This is a genomic window from Pseudarthrobacter sp. As-47 (genome assembly GCF_058215595.1).
On record NZ_CM177088.1, the window covers coordinates 1,478,207 to 1,493,376 of the forward strand.

At 67.4% G+C, this 15,170-nt stretch carries 14 protein-coding genes; 11 read left to right on the plus strand and 3 right to left on the minus strand.

Annotated features, from left to right (window positions below; translation table 11 throughout):
• The first annotated feature begins 3 nt into the window (after positions 1-3).
• Together AC4BCK_RS06770 and AC4BCK_RS06775 are read left to right on the plus strand one after the other, a co-directional pair.
• Positions 4-507, plus strand: coding sequence for a GNAT family N-acetyltransferase (locus tag AC4BCK_RS06770; RefSeq protein ID WP_174179545.1), 504 nt, complete (start codon positions 4-6; stop codon positions 505-507).
• A 47-nt stretch (positions 508-554) separates the two neighbouring features.
• Positions 555-938, plus strand: a complete 384-nt coding sequence (locus AC4BCK_RS06775) for a RidA family protein (protein WP_364271710.1) — start codon at positions 555-557, stop codon at positions 936-938.
• Between the two features lie 10 nt (positions 939-948).
• Here the strand turns inward: AC4BCK_RS06775 and AC4BCK_RS06780 are convergent, their stop codons facing one another.
• Together AC4BCK_RS06780 and AC4BCK_RS06785 are read right to left on the minus strand one after the other, a co-directional pair.
• Entirely contained in the window at positions 949-1,611 is a 663-nt protein-coding gene (locus tag AC4BCK_RS06780) for a response regulator (protein WP_251424821.1), read from the minus strand.
• A complete protein-coding gene (locus AC4BCK_RS06785) occupies positions 1,604-3,331 on the minus strand; it encodes a sensor histidine kinase (RefSeq protein ID WP_364271707.1) in 1,728 nt (575 codons plus the stop codon). Before AC4BCK_RS06785 ends, AC4BCK_RS06780 begins: the two co-directional genes overlap by 8 nt.
• Before the next feature lie 184 nt (positions 3,332-3,515).
• On the opposite strand from AC4BCK_RS06785, the gene AC4BCK_RS06790 reads away from it, so the two are divergent.
• The 5 genes from AC4BCK_RS06790 to AC4BCK_RS06810 all read left to right on the plus strand — a co-directional run bounded on the left by AC4BCK_RS06790 (position 3,516) and on the right by AC4BCK_RS06810 (position 9,370).
• Complete coding sequence (locus AC4BCK_RS06790) at positions 3,516-5,018, plus strand: CitMHS family transporter (protein ID WP_310109677.1); 1,503 nt, start codon at positions 3,516-3,518, stop codon at positions 5,016-5,018.
• 146 nt (positions 5,019-5,164) lie between these two features.
• The gene (gatC, locus tag AC4BCK_RS06795; RefSeq protein ID WP_059319419.1) at positions 5,165-5,461 is read left to right on the plus strand and encodes an Asp-tRNA(Asn)/Glu-tRNA(Gln) amidotransferase subunit GatC; all 297 of its coding nucleotides are present in this window, start codon (positions 5,165-5,167) and stop codon (positions 5,459-5,461) included.
• 3 nt (positions 5,462-5,464) lie between these two features.
• Positions 5,465-7,042 carry an Asp-tRNA(Asn)/Glu-tRNA(Gln) amidotransferase subunit GatA gene (gene gatA / locus AC4BCK_RS06800; RefSeq protein WP_364406077.1) on the plus strand — a complete coding sequence of 526 codons (1,578 nt, stop codon included), beginning with the start codon at positions 5,465-5,467 and terminating at the stop codon, positions 7,040-7,042.
• Positions 7,042-8,550 carry an Asp-tRNA(Asn)/Glu-tRNA(Gln) amidotransferase subunit GatB gene (gene gatB / locus AC4BCK_RS06805; protein WP_174179552.1) on the plus strand — a complete coding sequence of 503 codons (1,509 nt, stop codon included), beginning with the start codon at positions 7,042-7,044 and terminating at the stop codon, positions 8,548-8,550. Before gatA ends, gatB begins: the two co-directional genes overlap by 1 nt.
• Before the next feature lie 202 nt (positions 8,551-8,752).
• On the plus strand, positions 8,753-9,370 hold the full coding sequence (locus tag AC4BCK_RS06810) for a hypothetical protein (RefSeq protein WP_174179553.1): 618 nt from the start codon (positions 8,753-8,755) through the stop codon (positions 9,368-9,370).
• Between the two features lie 57 nt (positions 9,371-9,427).
• Here AC4BCK_RS06810 and AC4BCK_RS06815 read toward each other — a convergent pair whose 3' ends face one another.
• Positions 9,428-10,339, minus strand: coding sequence for a LysR family transcriptional regulator (locus tag AC4BCK_RS06815; protein ID WP_251424809.1), 912 nt, complete (start codon positions 10,337-10,339; stop codon positions 9,428-9,430).
• A 128-nt stretch (positions 10,340-10,467) separates the two neighbouring features.
• On the opposite strand from AC4BCK_RS06815, the gene tdh reads away from it, so the two are divergent.
• The 4 genes from tdh to hutI are packed head-to-tail and all read left to right on the plus strand — an operon-like array spanning position 10,468 to position 15,131.
• Positions 10,468-11,514, plus strand: coding sequence for an L-threonine 3-dehydrogenase (gene tdh, locus AC4BCK_RS06820; RefSeq protein ID WP_174179555.1), 1,047 nt, complete (start codon positions 10,468-10,470; stop codon positions 11,512-11,514).
• Positions 11,515-11,522: 8 nt separating this feature from the next.
• The gene (locus AC4BCK_RS06825; protein WP_363940349.1) at positions 11,523-12,728 is read left to right on the plus strand and encodes a glycine C-acetyltransferase; all 1,206 of its coding nucleotides are present in this window, start codon (positions 11,523-11,525) and stop codon (positions 12,726-12,728) included.
• 31 nt (positions 12,729-12,759) lie between these two features.
• Complete coding sequence (locus AC4BCK_RS06830) at positions 12,760-13,908, plus strand: NAD(P)/FAD-dependent oxidoreductase (RefSeq protein ID WP_377086178.1); 1,149 nt, start codon at positions 12,760-12,762, stop codon at positions 13,906-13,908.
• Positions 13,909-13,919: 11 nt separating this feature from the next.
• Positions 13,920-15,131 carry an imidazolonepropionase gene (hutI, locus tag AC4BCK_RS06835; RefSeq protein WP_174179559.1) on the plus strand — a complete coding sequence of 404 codons (1,212 nt, stop codon included), beginning with the start codon at positions 13,920-13,922 and terminating at the stop codon, positions 15,129-15,131.
• The last annotated feature ends 39 nt before the right edge of the window (positions 15,132-15,170 follow it).

Sequence of the window (15,170 nt, forward strand, 5' to 3'; positions counted from 1 at the left end):
CGGGTGCAGCCGCAGATAACAGTCCGTCCCGCCGTCGAAGCAGATTACGACGCCGTTGCCCGCATTACGCGTGATTCCTACCTCGCCGCGGGCTACTTTGAGGACGCCGACCACCCCTACATGCGCAAAGTGCAGGACGTGGCGCTGCGGGCCGGGCACGCCACCATTTGGGTGGCCGAACGGGACGGCCAGGTTGTCGGTTCGGTGACACTGGCGCGGGCAGGTGAGCCATACGCGGACATCGCCCTCGAGGACGAGCTGGAGTTCCGCATGCTGGTGGTGGATCCGGCGGTGCAGCGCAGCGGCGCGGGCAGGGCCATGGTGGATGCCATCCTGGACTATGCCAGGCAGCTGGACGGCATCAAGGCTGTTGCCCTCACCACCGGACAGACCTGGGAAAGCGCCCACGGCCTCTACCGCAAGACGGGCTTCCGCCGGGTGCCCGAACGTGACTGGCTGGTCCCCGGAACTGACATAAAACTGCTGGTTTACCGCCTCGACGTGTAGCAGCCCTACAGTGGTGCCGAACCCCATCCAGCAGTGAAAGGCCCACCATGCGCAAAACCTTCGGCACCGGCTCCGTCTGGGAGCAGACCCTCGGCTACTCACGGGCCGTCCAGGTGGACGACACCCTCTACATCTCCGCCACCGCGGCCAGCGGCGAGGACGGAATCGTTGGGGACGATTTCTACACCCAGACCCGGTACATCCTGCAGAAACTCGGCACAGTCCTCGCTGAGGCCGGCTTCTCCTTCGGGGACGTCGTCCAGTCCAAGCTCTACCTCACGGACATCAGCAAGTGGGAAGACGCAGGCCGGGCCCACGGCGAGGTTTTCGGCGATATCCGCCCCACCCTGTCACTGGTGCATGTCCTGCCGTTCCTGGACCCCAAGATGCTCGTGGAGATCGAGCTCGTGGCGCAGAAGGGCAGCAACTAGGAGCACCGGCTCACGTGGCGGGGAGGCCGTAGCGGTGCTCCGGCCTTCCCGTCGTTCCGTACCGCAGCTGGATGTCCACGGCGCCGTCGTCCGCCAGGGAGGACAGGTACCGTTGCGCGGTGGCGCGGGAAACCCCCACCCGGCCGGCCACCTCCGCCGCCGAGTACTGCTCGCCGGGAATCAGGGATTCCAGTACTGCCGCCTCGGTTGCCGAGCGGGGTTTTGACGACGGCGTGACGTCGCCCGGGATCAAAGCGCGCTTGGCGCGCTCCACCGCCTCCTGGTCCAGGGCCCCGGGCTGCGCCAGCAGGCGGCGGTACCGGGCATACGACCGCAGCTGCTGGGACAGCGCCTCCGACGTAAAAGGCTTCAGGAGGTAGCCCAGCGCGCCGCGGCGGAAGGCCACCCGGACGGAAACGGCATCGGAGGCCGCCGTCAGCATGATGGTGTCCACGTCCAGCTGCTGGAGCAGGTCCAGTCCCGACGCGTCCGGCAGGTAGACGTCCAGCAGCACCAGGTCCGGCCTCAGGCTGTGGATGGACTGCAGCGCCAGCGACGCGGTGCCCACCGGTGCCAGCGCCATGAATCCCGCCACGGAATCCACGTAGGCGGCGTGGAGCTTGGCCACGTGGAAGTCGTCGTCCACGATCAGCACCCGAAAATCTTCAGGCATGGGTTTCCTTTCCGGCTGTTCCTGTGCTTGTCCTGCCCGCCGTCCCTGCCGTGGTCCCCGGCAGGGTGGCCATGAATACTGCGCCTGGCCCGCCCGGACTGCCCGATTCCAGGACCCTGACGTCCCCGCCGCGCCGCCGGGCCAGCTGGCGCGCCAGGGCCAGCCCAAACCCCTGGCCGCCGCTGCCGTTCCGGGCCAGCGGCCCGGACGCCGTGCTGAAGCCTTCCGCGAAGATCGCCTCCGGGTCCGTTCCCTCCGCCAGCCCGTCACCCGAGTCGGCGACGACGATGTGCAGCGTGCCGCCGTCGTCGTCCGGCTCGTCCAGCACCTCCAGCTCCACCCAGCGGTCCGTGGCGGAGCCTGCCACCGCGGCGTTGACCGCGTTGTCGATCAGGTTGCCGAGCACTGTGGTGACGTCCTGGGTCTCCGCCACCTGCCCGCGGACCAGGGTCTCGGGGCCGATCCGCAGGGCCACCCCGCGCTCGTCCGCCTCCACGCCCTTGGCGCCCACGAAGGCCTGCAGGTACGGGTCCTGGAGCAGCTCGGCCTGGTCCACCGGGAATTTCAGCGGCCCGGTGGCTGCCAGCCGTGCCAGGTACTCCCGGGCCTGCTGGTGCTGGCCGATGCTCATGAACCCGGCAATGGTGTGCAGCTGGTTGGCGAACTCGTGGCGCTGGGCCCGCAGCGCCGTGGACATGGTTCCCACGGCATCCAGCTGCCGGGTGAGCTGCTGGAGTTCCGTGCGGTCCCGGAGCATCACCACCCAGCCAAGGTCCTCCCGCCGGTGCAGGGCCTTGCGGGCATTGGCCACCAGCACGCGCCCGCCGGCCACCAGCTCAAGCGCCTCGGGGCTGTTGGAGCCTGCCCGGGTGAGGGACTTCACCTGGTCCGGCACCGGAGCGTCCTCCCAGCGGCTGCCGGCCAGGTCCGGCAGGTCCAGCAGCCGTTGGGCGGCTGCGTTGAACACGGTGATCCGCCCGTCGGCGGAGACGCCGACGACACCGTCGTCCACGCCCTGGAGGACCGCCACCTGGTCGTGGACCAGCGTGCTGATCTCCTCGGGTTCAAGCCCCAGGGTGAGCCGCGTCAACCGGCGCCGCAGCAGGAAGGAACCCAGCACGCCCGCCAGCAGCGCCCCGGCGGCGGTGAGGGCGACGGGGCCGATATCCCGTGCCACGCTCTGGCCCACCGTTTCCATGGAGTAGCCCACGCTGACCTCGCCCACCACAGTGGTGCCGTCCGGCGCGTAGACGGGTACCTTCGCCCCGGCAGAGGGCCCCAGCGTTCCCGTGTTCCGGGTGGTGACCTCCCGGCCGGCCAGGGCCTCGGACGGGTCGGTGCTGACCTTTTCGCCCAGGCGCTCCGGGTCCGGGTGGGCAAGCCGCAGGCCGGTCTCGTCGGTGATCACCACGAACAGGGCGCCGGTCCGGGTCCGTGCCGCTTCGGCTGCTTCCATCAGCGGGCCCGCCGCGAGTTCGGCGGCCGGGGGAGTGCCGGGCTGCTGGCTGATGGCCAGCACGTCAGCCCGCACCGAGGCGTCCGAGGCTACGGTCCGCGCCAGCGTCAGGGCCTGGTTTTCGGCCTCGCTGCCCACCCTGTCGTAGGTGAGCCAGGCGTGCACGGCGGCGCTGAACAGGACAACGAGGATCACCACGGACAACTGGAGCAGGAGGGTCTGGGTGGAGAACCGCAACGGCCGCCGGGGCACGGAACGCTGCATGATCCTCCTTGATTAGGGCGGGCAGCCGCGGACACCGGCAGCCGTGAGCACAATGAGCAAAATGCTCCCAATAAGCAGTATGCCAATCAATTGAGCCAAAGGCACGGCCGTGACGGCCGCCACCCTACAGTCTGTAGCACGCGTCACACCGCTGTGCCGCTGTTCACATAGTAAGGAGCCGGCTGTGCTGGTATTACTTGGATTCGCAATGATCGCGGTATTCATGGTGCTGATCATGACGAAGAAGTTGACGCCAGTGCTGGCGTTGATCATCGTCCCCACCGTTTTTGGCCTCTTCGCCGGTGCAGGCCTCGGCATTGGCGACATGGTCATGGATTCCATGAAGTCCATGACCTCAACCGCAGCCCTGCTGATGTTTGCCATCATCTACTTCGGCCTGATGATCGACGTCGGGCTGTTCGACCCCCTGGTCCGGTTCATCCTCCGCAAGCTCGGCAACGACCCCGCCAAGGTGGTCCTGGGAACTGCCATCCTCGCGGCCGCCGTATCCCTCGACGGTGACGGCTCCACCACGTTCATCCTCACCACGGCGGCCATGCTGCCCATCTACCTCCGGCTGAAGATGAGCCCCGTGGTCCTGACCTGCGTGGCCGGCCTGGCCAACGGCACCATGAACATCGTGCCGTGGGGCGGTCCCACCGCCCGAGCCGCCAGCGCCCTGAACATCGACGTCAACGACGTCTTCGTCCCGATGATCCCGTCCCTCCTGGCCGGCATCGCCGTCGTCCTGGCCTTCGCCTGGCTGCTCGGCCTGCAGGAGCGCAACCGCCTCCGCGCCACCCAGCCGGAAATCTGGGCAGTGCCGTCCACGGCAGAGCCCTTTACCGCTGAAGCGTTCGACGGCGGCACGCACCCTTCAGGTGGTACCCGTGGTTCAGGTGCCGGCCGCGGACCCAAGGCGACCAACCCCGGAGGCGCAGCCCCCGCCGTCGGCGGCGTCTCCACAGACGGCTCGTCCGTTGCCGTCCTGGATCGCACCGAGGACCTGGTGGACGAACACGACACAGCCATGGCGGACACCGCCCTGGACCCCAACCGCAGCACCCTGCGCCCCAAGCTGCAGTGGTTCAACCTGGGCCTCACCGTCGCCGTCATGGGCATGCTCATCGCCGACCTCGTGCCCCTGCCTTACGTCTTCATGGTGGGCTCCGCCATCGCCCTGCTGGTCAACTTCCCCAACGTCAAGGACCAGGCCGCACAGATCGTGGCCCACGCACCGTCGGTCGTGGCAGTCGTCAGCATGGTCATGGCCGCCGCAGTCCTGACCGGCGTCCTCACCGGCACCGGCATGGTGGAAGCCATGTCCGCCTGGCTGGTCCAGATCATCCCCTCCAGCATGGGCCCGCTCATGGCCGTCATCACCGGCGTCCTGAGCATCCCCATGACGTTCTTCATGAGCAACGACGCTTTCTACTTCGGCGTGCTGCCCGTCCTGAGCGAGACGGCCGGACACTACGGAATCAGCGCCGCCGAGATGGCCCGCGCCTCCATCACCGGCCAGCCGTTCCACATGCAGAGTCCGCTGGTTCCGGCCATCCTGCTGCTGGTTTCACTGGCCAAGGTCGACCTGGGCGACCACCACAAGAAGGTCCTGTGGCGCAGCGCCGTGGTCTCCCTGGTCATGCTGGGAATCGGCATGCTGACCGGAGCCATCGGAATCGGTTAGTCTATAGCTGCCGTGCTCCCGCCACCCGGTGGCGGAACCCGGCATCAAGGTGCCCGTCTGACGCCCGCTGGGGGATGTCAGACGGGCATCATTGTTTCCCCACTAGAATGGATCGGAAATCAATTCGAACTTTGCAGGGGAGATCCATGGCTGCGATCAACCGTGACGACGTCGCGCATCTCGCGCGGCTCGCTCACATTGAGATGAGTGACCAAGAGCTGGACAGGATGGCCGGAGAACTGGCCGTCATCGTCGATTCGGTCAAATCCGTCAGTCAGGCCGCCGGAGACGACGTCCCGGCCACCTCACACCCCATTCCGCTGAGCAACGTGTTCCGCGAAGACGTTGTGGGCCACACCTTCACCGCGGAACAGGCACTCTCCGGGGCGCCGGATTCCGACGACAACCGTTTCAAGGTCCCGGCAATCCTGGATGAGGCATAACCCATGACTGACACCAACACACTGATCCGCCTCTCAGCCGCACGGCTCGCGGAAAAGCTGGCAGCCGGCGAGGTCACCTCCGTCGAGGTCACCCAGGCCTACCTGGACCGGATCGCGGAGGTTGACGGCGGTGAACGCGGCGTCCACGCCTTCCTGCACGTCAACGCCGAAGAGGCGCTCGCCGTCGCCGCCGAGGTGGACGCCATCCGCGCCGCCGGCGGAGCCGAAGCCGAGGCGCTGCACGTCCTGGCCGGCGTCCCCATCGCCGTCAAGGACCTCATCGTCACCATTGGCCAGCCCACCACCGCGGGCTCCAAAATCCTCGAGGGCTGGCACAGCCCGTACGACGCCACCGTGGTGGAGCGCCTGCGCGCGGCGAAGATGCCCATCCTGGGCAAAACCAACCTGGACGAGTTCGCCATGGGCTCCTCCACCGAACACTCCGCCTTCGGCCCCACCCGCAACCCGTGGGACCTGGACCGTATCCCCGGCGGTTCCGGCGGCGGGTCCGCGGCCGCCGTCGCCGCCTTCGAGGCACCCCTCGCGCTGGGAACGGACACCGGCGGGTCCATCCGCCAGCCCGGCGCCGTCACCGGCACCGTGGGCGTCAAGCCCACGTACGGAAGCGTCTCCCGGTACGGGGCCATCGCCATGGCGTCCTCGCTGGACCAGATCGGCCCCGTGTCCCGGACCGTCCTGGACTCGGCACTCCTGCACCAGGTCATCGGCGGGCACGACTCCCGCGATTCCACCTCGCTGCCTGACCCGCTGGCCGACCTCGTTGCCGCCGCGAAGACAGGCAACGTCGAAGGCATGCGGATCGGCATCATCAAGGAGCTGCACGGCGAGGGCTACCAGGCCGGCGTCGAAAACCGCTTCAATGACTCCCTGGAACTCCTCAAGGAAGCCGGCGCGGAAATCGTCGAGGTCTCCTGCCCCAACTTCCAGTACGCCCTGGGCGCCTACTACCTGATCATGCCCTCCGAGGCCTCCTCCAACCTCGCCAAGTTCGACGGCGTCCGCTACGGCCTGCGCGTCCTGCCCGAGGACGGTCCCATGACCATCGAACGCGTCATGGGTGCCACCCGCGCCGCCGGCTTCGGCGACGAAGTGAAGCGCCGCATCATCCTGGGCACCTACGCGCTGAGCGCCGGCTACTACGACGCCTACTACGGCTCGGCCCAGAAGGTCCGCACCCTGGTGCAGCGCGACTTCGATGCCGCCTTCACCGTGGCGGACGTGCTGATTTCGCCCACCGCCCCCACCACGGCCTTCCGCCTTGGCGAAAAGCTGGACGACCCGCTGGCCATGTACCTCAACGACGTCGCAACCATTCCGGCCAACCTGGCAGGTGTGCCGGGCCTGTCCCTGCCCGGCGGCCTGGCGGACGAGGACGGCCTCCCCGTGGGCATCCAGCTGCTGGCACCGGCCCGCGAGGACGCCCGCCTTTACCGGGTAGGCGCCGTACTCGAGTCGCTGCTGGAGGCCAAGTGGGGCGGACCGCTGCTTGCGCAGGCGCCCGAGCTTGCCGCCGCGGCCGGGCCCGTCGAAACCCTTGTAGGAAGCCAGGAGGCAAAGTAATGGACACAGAGGCAATCCTGAGCTTCGAAGAAGCCATGGAGAAGTACGATCCCGTCCTGGGCTTCGAGGTCCACGTGGAGCTCAACACCAAGACCAAGATGTTCTCCTCCGCGCCCAACGTCTTCGGCGACGAGCCCAACACCAACGTCAACGAGGTGGACCTCGGCATGCCCGGCGTCCTGCCCGTGGTGAACAAGACCGCGGTGGAGTCCTCCATCAAGATCGGCCTGGCGCTCAACTGCAAGATCGCCGAGAGCTGCCGGTTCGCCCGGAAGAACTACTTCTACCCGGACACCCCCAAGAACTTCCAGACGTCCCAGTACGACGAACCCATCGCGTACGACGGGTACCTGGACATCGAGCTCTCCGACGGCACCGTGTTCCGCGTGGAGATCGAGCGCGCCCACATGGAAGAGGACGCCGGCAAGCTGACCCACATGGGCGGTGCCACCGGCCGCATCCACGGCGCCGACTTTTCCCTGGTGGACTACAACCGCGCCGGTGTTCCGCTGGTGGAAATCGTCACCAAGCCCATTGAGGGGGCAGGCTCCCGCGCCCCCGAACTGGCCAAGGCCTACGTGGCTGCAGTCCGCGAGATCGTCAAGAACCTCGGCGTCTCCGATGCCCGGATGGAACGCGGCAACGTCCGCTGCGACGCCAACGTCTCGCTGCGCCCGCACGGCCGTGAACGGTTCGGCATCCGGTCCGAAACCAAGAACGTGAACTCGCTGCGCGCCGTCGAACACGCCGTCCGCTACGAGATCCAGCGCCACGCCGCCGTCCTGGACGCCGGCAACCCGGTGGTCCAGGAAACCCGCCACTGGCATGAGGACACCCGCACCACCACGTCCGGCCGGCCCAAGTCCGACGCCGACGACTACCGCTATTTCCCGGAGCCGGACCTGGTTCCCGTGGTGGCGTCGCGTGAATGGGTTGAGGAGCTGCGTGCCACCCTGCCCGAGCCGCCGGCCGCCCGCCGGAAGCGCCTGCAGGCTGACTGGGGCTACTCGGACCTCGAGTTCCGCGACGTCGTGAACGCCGGCGTCATGGACGAGATCGAGGAAACCATTGCTGCCGGGGCCTCGGCCTCCGTGGCCCGCAAGTGGTGGATGGGCGAGATCGTGGGGCGTGCCAAGAACGCCGACGTCGATCCCGGCCAGCTCGGCGTCCAGCCGGCCACCATCGTTGAGCTCGCACGCATGGTGGAAGACGGCAAGATCAACAACAAAATGGCCACGGAGGTCCTGGACGGCGTGCTGGCCGGCGAGGGCACTCCGGCGGACATCGTGGAGAAGCGCGGCCTGGCCGTGGTCTCCGACGACGGGCCCCTGCTCGAAGCCATCGATGCTGCGCTGGCCGCCCAGCCCGGCGTCGCGGACAAGATCCGCGGCGGCAAGGTCCAGGCCGTCGGCGCCATCGTGGGCGGGGTCATGAAGGCCACCCGCGGCCAGGCCGACGCCGCCCGCGTCCGGGAACTCATCCTGGAGAAGCTGGGCGTCACCGCCTGACACCCCGCCCAACTGGGTAGCAGTAGATGTCGTTTTGAGCGCTCATAACGACATCTACTGCTACCCAGTTGCGTTTAAGTAGTACTTCACTTCCCGGCAGCCGCTGGCTACTCGTGTGCGGCGGTACAGCCCGTCCTACACTGAACCACCAGGGCTCCGCTCACGGGGAATGCCCTGCCGGTGCTGTGGGAGGTGTGGGTTTATGTGGGTAAAGGAACCGCTGGGATTCCGCAAGGCTGCGCTCGGCGGGGCCGTGGCACTCGTCATGACCGGGACCGGGGTGGCGTTCGCATGGGCCACGAACGAGTCGCCGCCGCCTGCACCGCCGTCGTCCTCGTCGCCGGGAAAGTCCGGCGACGCCCCTGGACACAACAGGGCCCGCGGCCAGGACAAGGGGCCGGGACACGCCAAGCCTGACAAGGCCCAGCGCGGGCAGCACCTGCATGGCGAGAGCGTGGTCAAGAATGCTGACGGGACTTTCCACACCGAGGTGACCCAGCGCGGCACCGTGGAGTCCGTCAGTGAAACCTCCATTACCGTTCGAAGCGAGGACAACTACTCGCAGGCCTACACCATCGGCGCGGGAACGAAGATCACGCAGGTGGCAGCCCCGGCGGCGGGTGGTCCGGTGGCAGGGGACGACGGCGGCAAGCGGCCCAAGCGGGCCGACGGAACCATTGCGGACATCACCACAGGCGACGAGGTCCGGATCTCCGGGGTGAAGGATGGCGAGACCGTGACAGCGCAGCGGATCGTTGAGGGCGCCGGCGGGGGTCCGGGCTTGGGGCTGGGCCGCGGCCACGGCAAAGGACCCAACTAGGTAGCAGCAGGTGTCGTTTTGGGGGCTCATAACGACATCTGCTGCTACTTGGTTGGGTCAACCCTGCTCCACTAGCCCCGCCATGATGCCCTGCAGCGCTTCGCAGACCATAGTTACGGACCGCCGCTTCAGGTTTTCAGGCCTGGCCAGCAGGTCGATCCGCCGCCGGGTGCTGATTCCCTTGAGCGGCCGCAGCACGATATCGGGATTCAGTACCGGCCCCGCGGTGTACCTGGGGAGCAAGCCCACCACCCCGCCGGTGGCAACAAGGGCGGCCACCGTGGAGTAGTCGTTGATCCGGTGGACGATGTTCGGCTCGCGGCTGGATACGGCGGCGACGGCGGACAGCACGTCCGCGGGGGAGTAGCCGGCGTGGCTGGTCACCCAGGCCTCGCCGCCGACGTCGTCCGCCGTGACCGCTGCCTTGGCCGCGAGGGGGTGCCCGGCAGGCAAAGCCACGTCCAGGGGCTCGTGGGCAAGCGGGATCACCGTCACCCGTTCGGCAGGCCAGCGCGGGCTGTGGTCCATCCGGTGGGCGAGCACCAGGTCATAGCGCGCGGTGAGGGCCGGGAAGTCCTGCTGGGCCACGTCCTCGTCCGAGAGTTCTATCCGCGGCTGTCCAGGGGCGGCGAGGATGCGGGCGAGCGGGGCGAAGACCGCCTGCCCCGCACTGTGGAATCCGCACAGGCTTACCCTGCCGGCAGCGGATCCGTGGTAATTCCCGATGGCATCCTTGGCATCCGCCATGGCGCTGAGGACGGCGGCCCCGGCGTCGGCCAGCACCTGGCCCGCCTCGGTGAGTACGAGGTTCCTGCCCTCCTTCCGGGTGAGGGGCACCTCGACCTTCCGCTGCAGCAGGGCCAGCTGCTGGGAGACGGCGGACGGGGTGACCATGAGGGTGTCCGCCACTGCCTTGACGCTTCCGAGGGCGCCCAGTTCGCGGAGGATCTCAAGCTGGTGTATCTCCATCACACCAGTCTATGCGTTAGGAAACGCTACATCGTCGATTGAGTATTTTGCTGTTGTGCTAAAGCTTCTACCTCGTTGTAATAGGGAAGGCAGGACCTGCCAACGACAGACAAAGAGTGAGGAAGCCGATGAAGGCTCTGTATAAGGCCGGACCCCAGGCCGGCTTCGAACTGGTGGACCGCCCCGAACCGGTGGCGGGCCCTGCTGATGTGAAGATCCGGGTCATGACCACCGGCATCTGCGGTACCGATCTCCACATCCAGTCCTGGGATTCCTGGGCGCAGGGGATCATTGAAGCTCCGCTCATCCCGGGCCACGAGTTCTATGGCGAGGTTGTGGAAACCGGAGAGGACGTCCGCGACGTCAAAGTGGGAAACCGGGTGTCCGGGGAGGGCCATGTGGTGTGCGGGATCTGCCGGAACTGCCGCGCCGGCAGGCGGCAAATGTGCATCCATACCGTCAGCGTTGGCGTGCAGCGTGACGGTGCGTTCGCCGAGTATGTGGTGATCCCGGAAACCAACGTCTGGGTCCACCACGATTCCTCGGTCACGCCCGAACTCGGTGCCATCTTCGACCCATTCGGCAATGCCGTGCACACCGCCCTCAGCTTCCCCCTGGTTGGGGAGGATGTGCTCATCACCGGCGCCGGACCCATCGGCCTGATGGCCATCGCCGTTGCCCGGCACGCCGGGGCCCGCAAGATCGCCATCACCGACGTTTCGCGCCCACGCCTTGAGCTCGCCCGCCGGTTGGGGGCAGACCTCGCGATCGATGTTTCCACCACCCGCGTGTGTGATGCCCAGCGCGACCTCGGCATGCGGGAGGGCTTCGACATCGGCATGGAAATGTCCGGCCATCCCGGTGCGCTGCCGGAGATGATCGACAACATGAACCACGGCGGCCGGATCGCCATGCTCGGCCTGCCCAGCCAGGACATCATCATCGACTGGGGCAAGGTGGTCACCCACATGCTCACGCTCAAGGGCATCTATGGCCGCGAAATGTATGAAACCTGGTACGCCATGAGCGCCATGCTCTCCTCGAACCCCGTGCTGCATGCGGGAATATCCGCCGTCGTCACGGACACGCTCCCTGCCGGCCAGTGGGAGAAGGGCTTCGACCTTGCCCGCAGCGGCGCAGGTGGCAAAGTTGTCCTCGACTGGACCCAACTCTAAGGAACACCATGTACACCTCGATCAAGGACCAGCTGCGCACGGAGCTGGACGATATCCGCAGCGCAGGCCTCTTCAAGACCGAACGCAGCATCAGTTCCCCGCAGTCCAGCCACATCACCGCCGGACAGATCGGGCAGACGGGCGCGGACGTGCTGAACTTCTGCGCCAACAACTACCTTGGCTTGGCGGACCACCCGGACATCATCCACGCGGCCAAGGCGGCCATGGACGAGCGAGGCTTCGGCATGGCCAGCGTGCGGTTTATTTGCGGAACCCAGGACCTGCACCTCGAACTCGAATCCCGGGTTTCCCGCTTCCTGGGCACCGAGGACACCATCTTGTTCTCCAGCTGCTTTGACGCCAACGGCGGGGTCTTCGAATCGCTCTTCGGGCCGGAGGATGCCATCATCTCCGATGCCCTGAACCATGCCTCCATCATCGACGGGATCCGGCTCTGCAAGGCACAGCGGTACCGGTACGCCAACCAGGACATGGCAGACCTCGAGGCAAAGCTTGTGGAGGCGAAGGACGCCCGCCGCAAGATCGTGGTCACCGACGGCGTCTTCTCCATGGACGGGTACCTCGCCCCGCTGGAGGCCATCTGCGACCTCGCCGAGAAGCACGACGCGCTGGTCATGGTGGACGACTCCCATGCGGTCGGCTTCATGGGTGCGACGGGTGCAGGCACGCCCGAACACGCCGGTGTGTCGCACCGGGTGGACATCTACACCGGAACGTTCGGGAAGGCGCTGGGCGGAGCGTCCGGCGGTTACGTGTCCGGCCGGGCCGAGGTAGTTGCCATGCTCCGCCAGAAGGCCCGCCCCTACCTGTTCTCAAACTCGGTGGCTCCGGCCATTGTCGCAGCCACCATCAAGGCCCTGGACCTGGTGGAGAACTCGGCGGACCTGCGGCGCACGCTCTTCGAGAACGCTGTCCTGTTCCGGCGCAGGATGACTGAGGAAGGCTTCGACCTCCTGCCCGGCGAACACGCCATTGTGCCGGTGATGTTCGGCGACGCCGTGCTGGCTGCAAAGGTGGCTGACCGGATGCTGCAGCACGGCGTCTTTGTCACTGCCTTCAGCTTCCCGGTGGTTCCGCGGGGTGCCGCTCGGATCCGGGTGCAGCTATCGGCTGCGCACTCGGCGGACGACGTCGAAGCGTGCGTGAGTGCCTTCGTCGCCAGCCGTGCCGAGGTAGCAGGCCAGGAAGGGTAGCGCCGGGAGCCAAGTCTGCGAGGATAGGGAAATGGCAGCTCATTATGATGTCCTGATTGTCGGCGGCGGCATTGCCGGACTGTCCCTGGCGTCCGCGCTGGCGGGCAAATGCAGCGTGGCATTGGTGGAGGCGGAACAGGAACTGGCGTACCACACGTCATCCCGCTCGGCCCGCCAGTTCATTCCGAGCTACGGCCCGCCCGTGGTCCAGGAACTGACCGTCCGGACGCTTGAGCTGCTTGCCGCCCGCGATGCGGAGTTGCCCGAACCCATCCTGACGCCCCGCAGCTTTATGCTGATCGGCGCAGAGGAAGACGTGGCCGCGGAAGCCAGTGGGCTCATGCGGTCCATTACCCCCGCTGAGGCGCTGGAGCTTTGCCCGGCGCTGGTCCCCGGTACCTTCGAGGCCGCGGGGCTGGATGAAGGGTCCTTCGGATGCAACGCGCCGCTGCTGCTGGAGGACCACCGGGGGAGGGCCGCCTCTGCCGGGGTGGACATTATTACCGGCGCCAGGGTTCATACCGCGCAACGGCTTGGTTCCGGGTGGCAGGTGGGCGCGGGCACGGAGGGCTTCCAGGCGGGTGTCCTGGTGAATGCGGCCGGCGCCTGGGCGGACGAACTTGCCGTGATCAGCGGCGTGGAAAAACTCGGACTCCAGCCGTACCGGCGCACGGCGGCGATTGCCGCCGTCGACCATCCCTTACCTGAGCACAGCCCCATGGTGGCGGCAGCGGACAATTCGTTCTATTTCCGGCGGGACGGGGATGACGTGCTCATCTCGCCCTCCGAGTCGGAGCCCAGCGGGCCCGAGGATGCCCGGCCCCGGGCGGGTGACATCGAGCGGCTGGTGGACAGGCTGAACCGGATCACCACGCTGGGAATCACGGAAGTCCGCAGGGCATGGACGGGGCTGCGGACTGAGGCGGCCGACGGCGTTCCGGTGGCGGGGTTCGACGCCGAGGCTCCGGGCTTCTACTGGCTCGCCGGGCAGGGCGGCTACGGATTCCAGACGTCTTCGGCCATGGCGGAACTGGCGGCCGCCCAGATTTTGGCGGGCCAGGGCGGTGCGGGCCAGGGTGCTGCGGGCGGGGCCGGTGCAGCTGCCGCAGCCGGGACAGCGGGTCCGGAATCCCGGACAGCGCAGGCGCTGGCGGCCACCCGCTGGTCCGTGCGGCGCTGAAGAATGGCTGTATGAGCACCCTGATTACCAATATTGCCGAGCTGATGACGCAGGACCTGGAGCACCGGGTCCTGAAGGACGCCGCGGTGGTGGTGGAGGGTGAGCGGATTTCATGGATCGGCGCTGCTGCCGATGCTCCGGCCGCGGATGACGCCGTGGACGTGGGCGGCCGCGCCGTGCTGCCCGGCTGGGTGGACTCCCATACCCACCTGCTGTTCGCAGGGGACCGGACCGCCGAATTTGAGGCGCGGATGGCGGGGGAGTCCTACGCGGCCGGAGGCATCGCGGTGACCATGAACGCGACCCGCGCCACGTCGGATTTTGACCTGACCCGCCTGGCGCTTGGCCGTGTTGACGAAGCCGTCTCGCAGGGAACCACCTACCTCGAGACAAAAACGGGCTATGGCCTGGATGTTGAGCACGAAACCCGGAGCGCGCGGATTGCCTCCACCGTGGCGGACCAGGTCACCTACCTGGGGGCGCACCTGGTTCCCGCGGGGCAGGACCCGGAGGAATACACCAGCTTGGTATGCGGTCCCATGCTGGATGCCGTCCGGCCCTTTGTGCAGTGGGCGGACGTCTTTTGTGAGGAAGGAGCCTTCACCGCGGAACAGTCCCGGCGGGTCCTGCTGGCCTGCCGCGACGCCGGCCTGGGACTCCGCGTCCATGGAAACCAGCTTGGCGAAGGTCCGGGCGTGCAGCTCGCGGTGGAGCTCGGTGCCGCCAGCGTGGACCACGTTAACTACCTCGCCACCGGGGATGTCGATGCCCTGGCCGGGACCTGGACCGGTTGGGACGCCGGCACGGGCAGCGGTAGCCGCGGCACGGTTGCGACCTGCCTGCCTGCCTGCGACCTTTCCACCCGCCAGCCGCTGGCCCCTGCCCGGGCGCTCCTGGACGCCGGCGTCCAGATGGCGCTCGCGTCCAACTGCAACCCGGGAACGTCCTACACGAGCTCCATGGCGTTTTGCGTTGCCACGGCCGTGCTGCAGATGCGCCTCAGCGTCCATGAAGCTGTCCGGGCAGCCACGTACGGGGGAGCCCTCGCGTTGCACAAGGACACAGGGAACGACGCCGACGGCGAACGGGCGGTGGGGTCCATCGCCGTCGGCCACCGGGCCGATCTGCATGTCCTCAATGCGCCATCCGCCACCCACCTCGCCTACCGGCCGGGGATGCCTTTGACATACGCTGTGTGGCGGGCAGGAAAGCAGGCGCGGTAGCTTCCGGTTCTATTTGACGTTAGGTGATCGTTTGAGGTC